Here is a 15800-nt window from a genome sequence, read left to right as displayed (position 1 = left end):
TGTAAACGCTTGTTTAAAAAGCTTGTTTTTCAATAAAAAATAGGGATTATTAGAAGTCTGTGAAATCATTGTAAAAATGAGCTACATTATAACAACATATGAGTGACTTATGCCGCTAGACATGACAGCAAACGCAAATACCACGGAAGTAATAACATCGCCATTAAGTATGTTGTACCACTGGGAACAAAGCCGTGGGAACGACGTATTTCTTACGCAGCCTATTAACGGTGAATATCACGACTACACATGGAAACAAGTCGCCGAACAAGCCAGAAAAGTGGCAGCACGTTTACGTGAATTCGATCTTTCGCAAGGCAGCCGTATAGGTATCTTTTCAAAAAACTGTGCTGAGTGGTTTATCGCTGATCTGGGCATTATGATGGCAGGTCACGTGTCGGTACCTATTTTCTCAACAGCCGGTCCAGACACGGTCCAGTATGTATTGAAGCATGCTGACGTACAGCTATTGTTCGTTGGAAAACTAGATAATACTGCGGAACAAGTTGCCTCTATTCCCTCAGAATATTTAACGGTTGCATTTCCTTATCCAAACATTGCTACTAAGCAACAGTGGAAAGAATTTATGGATATCGCGCCCATAACAGACTCGCCTGTACCTGATATGGATGATTTGATGACAATCATTTATACGTCTGGCAGTACCGGTCAGCCTAAAGGGGTGGTGCACAGTTACAATACGGCTTGTTGGGCAGCGCGTCGCTCACTCGATCAATTGGGTATTAACCAAAACGATCGCACAATGAGCTACTTACCTCTTGCGCATATTACAGAGCGTGTACTGGTCGAGCTTTCAAGCTACTACAGTGGTGGCAAAATTCACTTTGTAGAAGATTTAACTACCTTCCAACGGGATGTAGGTCACTGTCAGCCAACGCTATTTATTTCGGTACCGCGTTTATGGACAAAGTTCCAGATGGGCGTGTTAGCGAAAATGCCGCAGAAGAAACTGGATACGCTGCTTAAAATTCCAATTTTGAACAAAATTGTAGCGAAGAAAATTCGCGATGGCTTGGGCATTAATAACGCACGTTTGTGGGCAAGCGGTTCGGCGCCACTTGCTCCAGCAGTCATTGAATGGTTCGCGAAAATTGGTATCTACATTTCTGAGGGATGGGGAATGACCGAGAACAGTGCTTATGGCACCGGCAGTGTACCTTTCCGTCATGATAAAATCGGCTGTATCGGCAAGCCATACGACGGCGTAGAGATTCGCACGTCAGAAGAAGGTGAGATTCAAGTTAAGTCGCCGTGCAACATGCTGGAATACTACTTGGAACCACAAAAAACGGCTGAAGTCTTTACTGAAGATGGTTATCTGCGCACTGGTGATAAAGGGGTCATTGATGCTGATGGCTACGTTAAAATTACTGGTCGTTTAAAAGATATCTTTAAAACCGCGAAGGGTAAGTATGTTACGCCAGCACCGATTGAAGCAAAATTCATGGAAAACCCTATTGTTGAGCAAGTGTGCGTAACGGGGACTAATTTGCCTCAACCTGTGGCTTTGCTAGTGCTTAGTGAAGACGCGCAGAAAAAAGACAGAGCGGGCATTGAAGCAAGCCTTAAGAAAACGTTCGAAGCTATCAACGCAAAACTGGAAAGCCATCAAGTTATGGATCGCGTTATCATTATGAAAAACGAATGGAGCATCGAAAACGACTTGCTGACTCCGACGCTCAAAGTAAAGCGTCATGTTTTAGAAGACCGCTTTGTTGATATTATCCAAGGCAGCTATCGCGACAAATTAGTTTGGGTTGACGCGTAAAATCCTCGTTGAGTCTTTTGCTTTGGAAATAATTGAAAAAGCTCTGTCCATGACAGAGCTTTTTGTTATGAGCAGGAGGCGCAATAAACATTGAAACTGTGTTGGGCTATAAGCACTACAGCGGCGCTAAATCGCGTCAAACGAAACGCAATGGTCGATTTAAGATGGGTAGCGAGAGCGTAACCCTTCATATACTAAGTCGCTAAACTCTGGCTTCGTTAAATCTAGGGCATCCATTACTTCTACTAGGTGCTCGTTGTCTTCACGACCTTCCCACACTTTTACGTAAGTGCCTTCTTTATAGCCATTATCTTGGCGGAAAAAATTGAGCACATTTTTACCTACGTACTGACGATACAGTTCGTCAGCTGACATTTCACACTGGCTTACGATGTACATGAATAGTGGCACGCTAAAGCGTTTGGCGGCGCAAAGGCCCGTCATGAGCTCTAAATTATCAAGAAGGGTCAGATTTGACGCGTCGTAGTCCTTTCCATCGAAGGTCACTAGCGTATTGCCACTAGCTAATTCAGAAGCAATAATTTTTGCAGATTCAGCGATATCGCCTTTATATTTAATAATGCAGGCACTTAGTGCAAAGTGCCAGATATCCACCAACTCCATTTGAAGCTGTGGCAAGTCTTTTTGTTGTGCTTTCCACCATTTCCAGCCGTGATGCTCAATTGCTTCAACTGACTCTACCATTGCTGCACGTAAGTATCCGTAACCAGCATTTAGCCAGTCTGGGTTTACTTTAGCGTTCATTTTATCCTGAAGAGAAAGCATAGTGGCGAGTTGTTGCGCGGTTAACATTGTTGCTCCTGACCGTGAAATTGTGTTGCGTTTCGTAAAGGCGAAATTGTACTTGAATGACGCTTCGGGAGAAACTGCTAAATTTACGGCGGCGAGAGTAAAGCGTTTCTTTTAATGTCTGCTTGCTTGTGGTGCACTTGCACCACGGCAAAACTATGACTTATTGGTCATTTTTTCTCGTTTCGTGTAAGTTGTTGATATTTAATGGTTAAAAAGTTGGCATTCAATCTGCAAAACATTAATCGTTAACAGTGCTGCTGAGTAGCGCTAACGTGAATGAGTGCCAGGCAACGCTTATTCACGTTGTTACTGAGTAGACCGTAAACCTTACCCATACAGATTTTTCGTGTCCTGAGGTCTGTGTGGGTTTTTTTTGTCTGAAAATCGCCCACACACGCTTTTTTGCACTCATTTACTGCGCCAGATCTCTCAATCACTTTGCTTAGAACTCTCCGGGTATTGATTTCGCCATGCCCCCAGTATTTGTTTTATTTTCATAAGACATTTGCTCATCTAAATTTTGGAGAAATAACTTAACTACTGAGCCCAATGCGATACACTAAATTATAAGGTCGACGATACCTGTACAGTCTTTGCACAGTATCTAAAAAGCACGTTCTACAAAGGATTTTTCGATTGCTTGCGCTATATCCCTCTAATAAATTAGAACACTTAAGTTTTCTTCTCACCACGCTTTTACGTCAGCAGCCCATGGGCGTATTTACGCCAGAAACCATCTTGGTTGAAAGCCCGGGAATGCAGCACTGGGTCAGCATGCAGCTTGCCACAGAACACGGCGTGGCAATGAATATTGATTATCCTCTACCGGTGCGCTTTATGTGGAATACAGCACGTACTGTATTAGGACAAGACAAAGTACCCAAGCAATCTCCCTATCGTCGTGAAGTACTGACATGGCGTATCGACAATATTCTCCAAGATAGCTCGCTAATGAGCACAGAAGCTTTCGAGCAAGTTAACCGGTATTGGCAAAGCGCCGGTAGTGAACAAGAGCAGGGGTTACAGCGCCTTCAGCTAGCTACCGCTCTGGCCGACGTGTACGAGCAATACTTGTTGTACCGCCCAGACTGGTTATTTAAATGGGAAGCTAACGAACGCGCTGTATTTGATGACATGGAGATATGGCAAAGCGAAATTTGGCGCATATTGGTCAAAGAGCAACCGCTGCATCCTGCACGTTTGCATCAAATGACCCTAGAGGCGTTAGGAGCGTTAGAAGCTGGTCATTTACCGAATGAGCCAACGAACAAATTGCCTAATCGTGTGATAGTGTTTGCTATTAACACCATGGCCCCGCAGCTTATCGCGTTTTTTGACGCCCTCGCGCAGCACATTGATATTCATATATTTCACCTAAACCCCAGCGTTAATTATTGGGGGGAAGCGAAAAGCAGTAGCGAACAGGCGAAGCTATTACGTTTAGAAGGGCTCAAAAAATGGATGGAAGACGATCAGTCAAACCCGCTGCTTGGCAACTTAGGTAAACAGGGCAGAGAGCTATTCAACTTACTTACTGAGCTAGATACCTTTGAGATTAGTGCGTTTGATTCACCGGATTTTGAAGAGGCTTCTAACAGTGGTGAGAACGTTCACCGTTATGGTCTACTCGAATATATTCACAACGATATATTGCAAGCCGCTCAACCGAAGCCACTTACTCATGATTTAAGAGAAAAAGACGATAGCGTTACTATCATGTGTACCCATTCCGCACTTCGCGAAGTGCAGGTATTACACGACCACTTGTTACACTGGTTATCTCAAGATAAAACGCGCACCCCATCTGATATTCTGGTGATGTGCCCGGCCATCGAAAACTACGCGCCATTTGTTGATGCTGTATTTCACAGAGTAGGCACAAAGGCTTTGGCTGGCAGAGGGCAGGTTAGGCTTCCGTGTACCATTGCAGATAGAAGCCCAATGGATGCAGAGCCGTTGATTGCGGCGTTTATGGCGCTGTTACAGCTGCCCGATAGCCGCTTTGGTGTGTCGGACATTATGGATTATCTGCAGCTAGATTCAGTGCAAAAGCGTTTCTCAGTGTCACAAGATGATATCGAGCAAATGGTGGTTTGGCTAAAACAAGCTCATATTCATTGGGGTCTTAATAGCGCCCATAAAACGGCCGTTTCAGAAGGTGTTGATCTAGACGACACTTACAGCTGGTGGTGGGGAATACGTCGATTACTTATGGGTATGCTTGCACCAGATAGTGAAGTCATAGTGAGTGACTTACTTACTATTCCCGACGTTGAAGGACAAAGTGCGCTTACGCTAGGCAAGCTTATTGACGTTGTGGCGCTGTTGGGTGAGTTTGCCCAAGTATTAACAGCCCCAAGGACGGCGGCGCAGTGGTCTAAAGCCTTAATATCGCTTAGAGATGCGTGTTTTATGCCGATAAAAGAGCAGCAGCAAAGCTGGGATCTTATTGCCAAAGTTGCTGCCGATCTTGCTGCACGATGTGAAGAGGCAGGTTATGAACACGAGCTCACCCTTCGTCAGGTGCGCGACCTGCTACTCAATCGATTCTCGTCGCCAGATGCCGGCAACCACTTTATGACCGGTCAGGTTACGGTGTGTTCTATGCTGCCAATGCGTAGCATTCCGTTTAAAAAAGTGTGCATTTTGGGGCTGAACGACAGTGAATTCCCCAGAAAATCAAGCCCGCTGGGTCTTGATTTAATGGCAGGTGCTGGCCGCCAAATCGGTGACCGCTCACGGCGTTTGGAAGACAGGTATTTATTCCTAGAAGCCATTATTTCCACCAGAGACAGCTTATATTTAAGTTACCAAGGGAACGACGTTACCAATAACAGTGAGCGACAACCCAGTCTGGTATTGGCTGAGTTCATGGATATGCTAGAAAACAGCTACGCACTGGAGTTATCAAAGTACAGCGTTAATGCGCCGCTACACCCGTTTAGTGAAGAAGGCTTTACGGGAACCTTGCCGAGCTACGAAACAGGGTGGTTACGGTTAGCTGACGCGTTACAAAAAACGAAATTAAATACCGACGAAGCAGACAATGACTCTACCAATGATGCGGATACGTCAACGTTAGCGCCATCACCTGATGCACTATCAACGCAATCGCTTCGTCTATCAGGTATTCAAGTTGCGAGAGCTTTCAAAGATCCGCTGGAGTATTTTTCTGTCCAACGGCTGGGCGTGAATCTGTCTCAATCGTTTACGCTACTTGAAAATAGCGAGCCGTTTGAAACCAATGCGCTGCTGCGCTACCAGGTGCTCGATGCTATCTTTTCGTCTGCAGAGCGCCTTGCGCCAGAGAAAGATGATGTCACCTCTCTTTCCTATAGTGAAAAAGTGATCACGTTTGCGTCGCTTAGAGGGGATATTCCCAATAACCCCGTTGCCAGAGATGAAGTTGAAATGTGGAAAGAAGGGGCGTTGGCATTGAGTCAGGCCATGGGTCCTCACGACGCGGAGCCTAAAAAAGCGCACTTTCAAGGCAAATACATCACCTTTACTTCATCGGCTTTATTCGGCAGTGACGCGCTAGTCGAGCTTTGTGCAGGCAAGATTGACGCACATCGCGCTTTGGGTTTCTTCATCTCACAATTAGTTTTTTCAAGCAGCGATGAAGAAACCAGCTACAGCAACTATCCGCTGGATATCTATTCCTGTGCTTGGGAAAAGGGCGAAACCATTTTGAAAAAGCAGCGCTTCTCCGCTTACGATCGCGAAACTGCTGTGCGTTTACTTTTGTTTATTGAACAGCTTTATATGGCAGTTTACACGGCGCCGACACCAGTTCATTTAAGTTTGTTCGGTACTTTTATGCCCGGGACCAGAAATTCAGACACTAAGCCTGTAGTGGAAAGCATAAAGCCCGAGATGTTTACCGACATTCTGCATGCGCTACTAGAGAGTGCGGACGGGACTAGTGAAACCGACAAAGCGATACTTAGCCAAGTTCAACATGCAATTGACGAGATTTGTCCGTTCACTGATAAAGACAACGCTGTAGCTAGCGAAACGACAAGTGAAAAACACCAAAAAGCAAAACAGGCGGTGGACCAAGCCGCTGCACTTTTTGACTCGATAGAGTTACAGCGATCATTAACCGACTGGCAACAAAGTAGCGGGCAGTTCAGCGCCGATATGGCAAGCAACCCTTACTTACATTGGCTGTTTCCTCAGGGCGTGAGTTGGAGCGACGTGCCGCACTTAAGTGCTTTTGTACTACTTGCTATGGTAAATAATGCGTCTCAGGAGGAGAAGCTATGAGTTACAATCCAACATCCTCTGACAATCCAATGAGCAAGCGTACTCAGCCGGAAACCGACGATCATAGCGGCACCGAAGCGCAATTACTCGATGTGGTCGCTATGCCGTTAAAAGGGCGCCATCTTATTGAGGCCAGCGCTGGTACAGGTAAAACCTTTAATATTACGCGCTTGTATCTGCGTCTATTGCTTGAAAAAAAGCTCACCGTCAAAGAAATATTGGTGATGACTTTCACCAAAGCCGCGACCGAAGAAATAAAGGGGCGCATTGCTAAAACGCTAAGAGAATCCCTTCTTATTTGGCAGCAGGCCAAAGATAATGGTAACGAAATAGACAGTGGCTGTGACCCTGTTTATCAGTATTTATTTAATAGTTGCGACACCGACGAGAGTTTGGCGCTTTTAAAAGCGGCGCAGCTAGAGCTTGATGAAGCCTCGGTGTTTACTATTCACGGCTTTTGTCAGCATGTTATTACCCAGCTAGCGTTTAACAGCGGCTTTTCCATGTCACTCAATTTAGGCAATGACACCAGCGACTTATACGTTGAAGCTTCTGAAGACTACATTCGAAAAATTAGCAAAAGTGAGGACGAGTTTAGGCTACTGGCAGAGTCAGGCTGGCATACACCAGAAAAACTGCTGCGAGAGTTTAACGCCAGCATTAAAAGTACTCTGACCCCAATATTGCTTAGTGAAGAGGATATTGAGGCGGCGTGTAAAAAGCAGCTAGATGAAGCGCCGCACACGTCTTTAGCCTACGTGAAGTCTCTACTTCAAAGCGTAGAAGACAATGAAGGGCTATTGGTAGAACAGCTCATCAAAACACCGGCCCATAAAAAAGAGCGGCCGCAGGAGTTGGCTGCACTTAAAGCTTGGTTGCGTTCTTGTGTGGATGAACAAAGTTATTATCTTCCGCCGCCCGAAGCGGAAGCCTTTGTTAAAGGTAACCGATATGCGCGAAATTCATCTGGCGTAAAAGAGATTTTAACGCCTATAAAAGATTTTGCAGGGGCGCTTAAAAAAGCATTTGGTGAAAAAGACAAAGCGCTTAGTAAGGTGCCTGTATTCAAGCTGGTGGTTGAAGCCATTGCGTTCATCAAATCCCGCGTTGAAAAGCAGAAAAAACAGCTTGGCGTTATCGACTTCGATGATCTTATTCGCATGCTCGCCGACGAAGTGGTGAAGCCAAACAATACTCTTGTGCCTGAACTTCGCAAAAAATTTCCCGTAGCGCTTATCGACGAATTCCAAGATACCGATGCAAAGCAGTACGCGATTTTAGACGCAGTTTATCCTAATCCTGAGAATGCTAACGAAAGTGCGTTATTAATGATAGGTGACCCCAAGCAGGCGATTTATCGCTTTCGCGGTGGCGATATTTTTACCTATTTAAAGGCGGGTAGGCAGGCAGATTACCGCTGGGTGATGAATACCAACTGGCGCTCGGTTGAGGGAATGGTTAAAGCCTATAATCGGTTATTTTATGGCGCGCCTGTGGCATCAAATAGACCTGCCGATGTGTTTGGTTTTGATATCAAATACAACCCAGTCGAATTTACGCCTAAAGCGGCCGCGGCAAAAACGCCACTTATCGACCCTGCCGAACAAGACAAGGTAATGAAAAGTGCTGTAACGAAACGCAGCGCAATGAACTACGTTAGCATGTGTTTGGACGATAAAGAAAACGCCCACATTATGCGTCGCAAAATGGCTCAGTGGATTGCGCAAGAGATTTACCGCTTATTGAACGAAGCGCACTTTCAAACCGCCAATGGTGGCACCGCGCCTGTTAAGCCTCAGGATATCGCTATCTTGGTGAAAGACAGGACCGAAGCTGGCGCTATCAAAAGTGTACTGCAGCAAAAAGGCTTGGCGTGCGTTTATCTAAGCGATCGCAGTAACTTATTTGCCAGTGCCGAAGCCAAAGATGTACTGCGGTTACTTAACGGTATTTGGCATGCTAACGACACCAGTAAAGTAGCGTCGAGCTTGGCGTCACCGCTTTGGGGTTATAGTGCCCAAACACTTATTGAATTGCTATACCATGAAGATGACGCGCAGTGGGATGCGGCTATCGACAAGGTATTGTCGCTGCGGGATATGTGGCTGCAAAAAGGGTGCATGAGTGTGCTGCTGTATTTAATGCAAGACAGCTATCAACCTCATGCTGACAGCGTGGAACGCGCCCTTACTAACTATCAGCATTTGGCCGAAGTGCTGGAAAAAGCTAGCACTACTCACCAGCGCCCAGAGCAGCTACTCGACTGGTTGAATAAGCAAATTCATAAGCCTGAAAGCGATGAAGAGCTTACTTTGCGCCTTGAAAGTGACAGCCAACTTATTCGACTTATTACTCAACACGGCTCGAAAGGGCTAGAGTACCCCATCGTGTTTGTTCCTTTTGCCACCGGCTACAGAGACGCCGCTAAAAACGGCAACACTACGTCGCAAATATTTACTTATTACGACGAAGAAAAACAAGATTTGCAAATGCAGCTTGGGCAGACGCCACAGGCGATAGCTCGCGTTCAAAGTGAGAGTGAAGCGGAAGACATGCGACTGGCCTATGTGGCGGTAACACGAGCTGCCCATCGCTGTTACATGGGCGTTGTACCGCTGACTAACAATGAAAGAAGCGCATTAGCACGAGCACTTGGTGTAGGCGGCGATGGCAGCAACAACGATTGGTCGAGTGTGTTAAACCGCGTTGCTGATGAAGATGCGTCCCATGCCAGCCATATCGACGGTGATGAGTTTGAGGAAGTGTATAATGGCTTTGAACAAGAAGATGAGTTACCTCAGCTAACCGCGTTGCAATTTACCGGCACGGCAAGCGAAGAATGGCGACTGTATTCATTCTCAGCAATGAGCCGTTTAACCACGGCTGGTGCTAACCAAAGCGTTGAAACAGGCACAGCAGCAGAGTCCGGCGCAACAACAGAGCCCTTGAGTCAAACCCTTCCTAATGTGCCAGTACTTCAAACCATTCGAGATGAAGAAGTGTATGCAAGTGACCCCCTTATGGGTGAGATGGGCACAATTGATGCAGACATCAATTCCTCGGCAGGTATTGAAAGTACGGTAAGTAAAAGTGATCTGCGTTTTACCCTAGAGAAAGGTGCGAGCGCAGGTAATTTACTTCACGATATTCTAGAGCACAGTGACTTTAGTGCGCCCGATTGGGAAGAAACGGGTAAGGAACTGGTTAACCGCTTCGGGTTAGATGAAAAGCGAACGCCGCTACTCTATAAATGGTTAGAAGAAGCGCTACAGACGCCTCTGTATCCCAATATGCAGCTAAGTATGAGTGATTTGCCCTTAGCGCAAACCCTGCGCGAAGCCGAATTCTATTTTCCAATGAACGACACGCAATGGACTCAGCTTCGTGAAGTACTCGCGACTCATCGAAAAAACGTGGCTGACGTTATTGGTGGCGAGATGGAAACAGCGCCTCAATTAATCACAGCTAAATTACAGGGAATGATGCACGGGTTTATTGATTTGATTTTTGAACATGACGGTCAGTTTTATGTGGCAGACTACAAATCAACCTGGCTTGGCGATACCCTTGATAGCTACACGCCAACAGCGCTGTTTCACAATAACCAGCATCACCTTTACGACCTTCAGTACTTAATTTACTGTTTGGCGCTACATCGCTATTTAAAGAATACGCTGCCTAACTACGACCCAGATATACATTTTGGTGGAGTGTATTACTTGTATCTACGAGGTATGCACCCAGAAAACGAGCGCGGGGAAGGGGTATTTTATACTGATGTTCCATCGTCTGTACTCAATCGATTAGACGGGATATTTGCGAGCAAAGGCGATGCCCAGCAAGGCAATAGTTCTTCGAATGCAGGCAGCTCTCGCCAGCCTTTGGAACAAACGTCTTCGGGTCAGCAGCAGTTTAGTTTCGATGACAAGTAGTCAACATCATAGAGGCTAAAGCAAAGGAAAATAATGAAAAGCAATCAACACTCTGTACCGTCATTTTTTGATAACTTGTTTGGCATCGAGGCGATCGACAAATTTGTCGCAAAAGAATTTGGCTTTATTGATGAACTGGAGCAAGAAGAACAGTTTATTTGGGCTGGGATCTTAGCATACTTGTCGTATATGCAGCGCAATGGCCACAGCTGTATCTATTTAAAAGACATAGCGGGTACGACGCTTTTTAAAGAGGTAGTCGCAGAACAAGAGGCAGCCTTGGCGTTTGAAACGAATGAGCATAGCAGTAATGGGGCGGCGGCTGCTTCACTGACGCTGGTTGAACAAACCGAGCAGGAAAAAGCGCCCAAAGCAGGTGTTGACGTGCCACAACTAACACCGTTACTTAGAATTTTAAAAAGCGCACTGGTTAACGAGCAGGTGGCTCAACTATTTGTCTATAGCAACGGCAAGCTGTACAGCCGTCGCTACTATGAATTTGAACAAGAAGTAGCACGCAATGTTGTAAAACGAGCTGCGCTTACGCCGTTAAGTGATGAGGCAAGCGAAAAAGTAAAGCAACTTTGGCCAGCAATCTTTCCTACCGAAACAACCGATCGGCAAGATTGGCAGCAAATAGCGGTGGCGAAAAGCCTGATGCAGCGCTTTTGCGTTATAAACGGTGGGCCAGGAACAGGTAAAACCTATACTGTATTGCGCTTATTACTGGCGCTACAGGCTTGCGATGAAAACTTAAAAATTGTGCTGGCAGCGCCTACAGGTAAAGCGCAACAGCGTATGACCGAATCTATCATGAACAGCATAGACGGGCTTCGCGGCAAGTTGAACGACACAGTACTTAACAACGTGCCTACCGATGCTGTGACGCTACATAGATTACTAGGATTGCGCGAGCACGGTGTATCGACTAAGTTCAATCAGCACAATCAATTGGCAGCAGATGTACTTATTGTCGATGAAGCAAGTATGGTCGACTTAGCGCTAATGACGCGCATAGTACGAGCGTTACCAGACCATGCACGGCTCTATTTTATCGGTGATGCAGATCAGCTTCCTGCGGTTGAGCTTGGCAACGTGTTAGAGCAGCTAGTTAGTACCGGGCCAGCATGTTTTGATGACAACGCGAATGTGCCAAATGGCACAAACAGCGCACATAGCTCACTTAGTTTAAACAGTCATGACGACGCGTTTTCTTTAGGTGGCGTGCCATCGTCAATGCGTCAGCACATCGCTACGCTGTGCCCGCATTTGCCCCTGTTACCTGTTGATGAGCAGGCAAAAAGCTATGTAGCAACTCTGCAAGCACCGCAGCGCTTCAAGGGGCAGGTGGCAAAAGTTGCAACGGCCATACAGCGAGGTGATGCAAGCGGCGCACTTACTGCAATTAATGACCAGGCTGATGCCAATGACGAAAGTGCGGGTCTTGGTTCAAATACGGCATCGCGACTACAATCCGGCGTTCATCTATGGCCAGAACTCCAGGTTAGCGGCCGTGATTTACAACAGTTGGCCAAAGAAAGCTTCTTGCCTATTTTTGACGCTGGCAGTGCCGAAGAAGCGCTTAATCGCCTGAATGTGGTTAGGTGGCTAACCCCAGTCCGCAAGGGCGGAATGGGCGTAGAAGGCCTGAATAATTTGGTGTTCGATGCTATCAAGCACAAAATCAGAAAGCGGGAAGGCCATTTCTATCAAGGTCAGCCCATTATGATTGTAAAGAATCATCATCCTCAACGACTATCAAACGGTGAGGTTGGTGTAATCTGGCCTGACAGCAAAGGAAAGCTCTATGCGTGGTTTTACCAGGATAGTCAAGCTTCGGGTCAAAACGGTTCAAGTCAGAAAGCTTCGGCAAATGCGGGAGACAGTGCTGACAAGACGCTAGCGCAAAAACAAGCGTTGCGCAGCATATCGCTATCAAGAGTACCGCAGTTTGAAACTGTGTATGCCATGACCATACATAAATCTCAAGGCTCTGAGTTTAACCATGTCGTACTTATTTTACCTAAGCCTGATAGCGAGAAAGCCGCCAATTTATTTCATCGAGGCCTAGTGTACACAGGGTTAACCCGTGCTAAAGACGGCTGCTTAATCATCTCTGACAACGCAACATTTACCCACATGGTTCAACGGGTGGATAAGCGTTATTCCGGGCTGTCTGAAGTAATTAGCCTGCACTTAGAAAGCACATCAAACGCCACCCCAGAAATCGAATAAAAGAAGATGTACTCTGCCCTCCAAATTTTGGGGCAGAGTACACTTCTGTTTGGTTATTTTACTGGCGTAAAAAGGCACAGGCCGCGTTTGTTAATATCAATTGGGGTTTTGCTGATTAGATAAATGCGGGTGGGGGCAGTTACACGCAAAATTCCGCCTTCGGCATTTAAAAACTGTGAAGGCAAAAGTACAGACGTGTCTTCACTTTCTGAATTGTCGGTCTCGGCTTTCACTGCAAAGTGTGACAAACCGCAGTGATCCAGCCAACCTAATATATTATCTGGCGTTGCCACAAAATTATCGTGCTTCAATACGCTGCTATGTAGCGTAATATTCGCACCGAAGACGGGCTTATTCTCTATCGCCATTTGCGTGTTAGGCTTTAAATGCAGACGGTATAGTCCGTGTGCTTCAGGCACAATGTCATCATTCGCATCTGTATTATTCACTAACGTAAGCATACAAAGTTTCACAGGTTAGTTTGGATGGTTTTATTTTGGTGGACTTACGGCTAGCCTGCGTTGATGTGGATCAACTGCCCTCGGGTTTACGCACTTTGTATAAAAAATTAGGTTTCTTGTGCAACAAGCATCTCACCAAGACGCTGAATAGCTTCGGTGCGCGCAGCCTGCGTACTATCAATGAAATTAAAACGCAGGCAATGTCGATACTTACCTGTTATGGTTAGCACTTAAAATTGCCACTGGCCCCGTAGATGAGCCAGTAGACCTGGTAGAAAACAAAATTAAATCGACCAAACGTCAAGGGCCGCTCAAGTGGTGGGAAGGGGCATTATTCCAGTTAATTAACCCTAAAGCATGGATGATGGCGTTAGCCAGCGTAGGCACGTTTTCACTGCCTGGCGAGCACTACACCCAATCTGGTATTGCGATTGTTACCGCTTTTGCCATGATTGGTTTTCCAAGCATCTCGCTTTGGGCAGCGGTAGGCGCAAAAATACGCGTGTGGTTGAGTTCGCCAACTCGAAGACGGCAGTTTAACCTTTCAATGGGCGCGGCCACAGCAGCCACGATATTTTTGATAGTGTAACGGTTATATTAACTGGACGCTGGCCTTTTGGGTGTAAACCGATTGGCTGGTGTCTTTCAAAATTTTACAAAAGGAGCAGGTCTTCATGGAATTGAACCAAGTTACGTTACCCGTTACCAATATGGTCGAAGCGGTGGAGTTTTACCTTACACTTGGGTTCACTCAAATTGTAGATACACCGCATTATGCCAGATTCACCTGTCCTGAAGGCTCGTCCACTTTTTCGCTCTCTTTAGAAAGCGAAAGTGCTCAAAATCACAGTGTGATCTATTTTGAACACGAGGCGCTAGACGAGTTGTATACCTCTCTTGTGGAAAAAGGTATTCGTTTTGAGCAGCCGCCAACGCAGCAGCGCTACCTTTGGAAAGAGGCCATTTTAAGAGATCCATCTGGCAACAAAATAAAGCTGTACTGGGCAGGAGAGAATAGAGTGAACCCGCCTTGGAAAGTGGAAATAAAGCAGTAGCCATTTAGATAAGCTTCAAGAAAAACCGAGATAACCAGTGACAGACTCCCAAACTAGCGTGCACTTTCGCTTAACAAAGTTAGATGCCATGCAGGCGTATACGCTAAAGCGAGAAATTGAAGGCGCTTACTTCAGTAAACGAGAAGAACTTGTAGATGAAAAAGGCTCAGGTGCGTTCATTGGCATGGTGCCTTTAAAAGAAAGCCTGTTTGACGAGCTCAATGATTACGTTATTCGCCAGCAAATTCAATATGATGACTGCGATATTTATGTTGAATCAAAAATTGCTAACGGTGATATTGCCGTGCCAAGGGTGGTAAACAAATTGCTCAAATACATCGACTGCAAGCTGACTTTCGCTTTTGCGAAGTAGTTTCAATTGAGGTGCGCTACCTAAGCGTGAACCGCCAAGGCAAGGTTGTGTCATCCCGTGCACCTAGCTTACCGGTTTGATCGTCTTTTGCGTAGTCTATGCCGATGCGAGGCGAACTAGTGATATGTTTACTAGCAATGGCATGGTTACTTTCCTCAATCCAAATCAAAGTGTTGTTCACTACAGGCTCACAATTAAGCGCAGGTGTTATCGCAAGAGCTTGTGTCAGCTTAGCTGGACCGTCACAACAGGTGTTTTTCCATGGCAAGATCCTGATGACCACGATAGGCTTCCGGTTCTGTTATCGCTTCCCCGGTTAGTACGCCGTCGACATTACTAAACAGGAAGTTACCAATGAGCGTCTTTGCTATATTGACGACATCGCTATCAGTGAAAAAAGAACGCTGCATTTTTCGTTTAGGTTTACTAATCAACAAATTAAGACGACTTCGTAATTTCGCTGTGAGATTTTAGCACTTTGCTACCGTCGTCCTGTTCAATGAGATATGCTGGGTCGCTGTCGCTAGCCTCTCGTTTTACCGACGAACCCTTAATCGTGCGCTCTACATCATTGGTAAATTTTTCTCTGATATTTCCCGTTGCACTACCGTTTCCCCATTCCCATTCTACTTCTGTGTTTACCGCATAATGTTTCATAAATATTCCCTAAGCCACTAAATCAACTATTCACTTAGTTGTTTAACGAAAAGAATAAGACCTGAGTTCAAAAAGCGGAAAAATAAGGATGGTAAAAAAGTAAAGAAAGTTTGAAACCCTAGGGCCTGTATATGGTCTCCCCCATTATTGCAAGAGTAAACATGCTGTTTTGACTAAAATGGTTTGCGTCCGTATATCCGGCTTCTCGTTGAAGTA

13 protein-coding genes are annotated in these 15800 nt (G+C 45.8%); 7 read left to right on the top strand and 6 right to left on the bottom strand.

Features of this window, described 5'->3' with window-relative positions; translation table 11 throughout:
* The first annotated feature begins 109 nt into the window (after positions 1-109).
* On the top strand, positions 110-1789 hold the full coding sequence (locus tag MHM99_RS11770; RefSeq protein WP_239219455.1) for an AMP-binding protein: 1680 nt from the start codon (positions 110-112) through the stop codon (positions 1787-1789).
* 159 nt (positions 1790-1948) lie between these two features.
* Here MHM99_RS11770 and MHM99_RS11765 read toward each other — a convergent pair whose 3' ends face one another.
* Positions 1949-2602, bottom strand: a complete 654-nt coding sequence (locus MHM99_RS11765) for a dUTP diphosphatase (RefSeq protein WP_239219454.1) — start codon at positions 2600-2602, stop codon at positions 1949-1951.
* A 636-nt stretch (positions 2603-3238) separates the two neighbouring features.
* Here MHM99_RS11765 and recC point away from each other — a divergent pair.
* Genes recC through recD form a run of 3 tightly spaced genes read left to right on the top strand, consistent with a single transcriptional unit; the run spans position 3239 to position 13038 of the window.
* Entirely contained in the window at positions 3239-6871 is a 3633-nt protein-coding gene (gene recC, locus MHM99_RS11760) for an exodeoxyribonuclease V subunit gamma (RefSeq protein WP_239219453.1), read from the top strand.
* The gene (recB, locus tag MHM99_RS11755; RefSeq protein ID WP_239219452.1) at positions 6868-10803 is read left to right on the top strand and encodes an exodeoxyribonuclease V subunit beta; all 3936 of its coding nucleotides are present in this window, start codon (positions 6868-6870) and stop codon (positions 10801-10803) included. Before recC ends, recB begins: the two co-directional genes overlap by 4 nt.
* A gap of 33 nt (positions 10804-10836) precedes the next feature.
* The gene (gene recD / locus MHM99_RS11750) at positions 10837-13038 is read left to right on the top strand and encodes an exodeoxyribonuclease V subunit alpha (protein WP_187446959.1); all 2202 of its coding nucleotides are present in this window, start codon (positions 10837-10839) and stop codon (positions 13036-13038) included.
* Positions 13039-13091: 53 nt separating this feature from the next.
* Here recD and MHM99_RS11745 read toward each other — a convergent pair whose 3' ends face one another.
* Complete coding sequence (locus MHM99_RS11745; protein WP_039216512.1) at positions 13092-13499, bottom strand: hypothetical protein; 408 nt, start codon at positions 13497-13499, stop codon at positions 13092-13094.
* A gap of 107 nt (positions 13500-13606) precedes the next feature.
* On the bottom strand, positions 13607-13729 hold the full coding sequence (locus MHM99_RS21215) for a hypothetical protein (RefSeq protein ID WP_257721542.1): 123 nt from the start codon (positions 13727-13729) through the stop codon (positions 13607-13609).
* A 134-nt stretch (positions 13730-13863) separates the two neighbouring features.
* On the opposite strand from MHM99_RS21215, the gene MHM99_RS11740 reads away from it, so the two are divergent.
* From MHM99_RS11740 to MHM99_RS11730, 3 genes are all read left to right on the top strand, one after another.
* Entirely contained in the window at positions 13864-14088 is a 225-nt protein-coding gene (locus tag MHM99_RS11740; RefSeq protein ID WP_230962113.1) for a hypothetical protein, read from the top strand.
* 85 nt (positions 14089-14173) lie between these two features.
* Positions 14174-14554 (top strand): VOC family protein, encoded by a 381-nt coding sequence (locus tag MHM99_RS11735; protein WP_039234794.1) that lies wholly within the window; start codon positions 14174-14176, stop codon positions 14552-14554.
* A gap of 37 nt (positions 14555-14591) precedes the next feature.
* A complete protein-coding gene (locus MHM99_RS11730) occupies positions 14592-14927 on the top strand; it encodes a hypothetical protein (protein ID WP_049587648.1) in 336 nt (111 codons plus the stop codon).
* Positions 14928-14943: 16 nt separating this feature from the next.
* Here MHM99_RS11730 and MHM99_RS11725 read toward each other — a convergent pair whose 3' ends face one another.
* The 3 genes from MHM99_RS11725 to MHM99_RS11715 are packed head-to-tail and all read right to left on the bottom strand — an operon-like array spanning position 14944 to position 15584.
* Entirely contained in the window at positions 14944-15210 is a 267-nt protein-coding gene (locus MHM99_RS11725) for a DNA-3-methyladenine glycosylase (protein ID WP_231514295.1), read from the bottom strand.
* Positions 15170-15364 carry a DNA-3-methyladenine glycosylase gene (locus MHM99_RS11720; protein ID WP_239219451.1) on the bottom strand — a complete coding sequence of 65 codons (195 nt, stop codon included), beginning with the start codon at positions 15362-15364 and terminating at the stop codon, positions 15170-15172. Before MHM99_RS11720 ends, MHM99_RS11725 begins: the two co-directional genes overlap by 41 nt.
* A 1-nt stretch (position 15365) precedes the next feature.
* Positions 15366-15584, bottom strand: a complete 219-nt coding sequence (locus tag MHM99_RS11715) for a DUF2945 domain-containing protein (RefSeq protein WP_014949794.1) — start codon at positions 15582-15584, stop codon at positions 15366-15368.
* Between the last annotated feature and the right edge of the window lie 216 nt (positions 15585-15800).

Origin of the sequence: Alteromonas sp. MmMcT2-2 (genome assembly GCF_022348305.1) — a bacterium.
Taxonomy (GTDB): domain Bacteria; phylum Pseudomonadota; class Gammaproteobacteria; order Enterobacterales; family Alteromonadaceae; genus Alteromonas; species Alteromonas macleodii.
The sequence above is the reverse complement of the archived record's forward strand: the minus strand, read 5'-3'. Positions and strand labels throughout refer to the sequence as shown.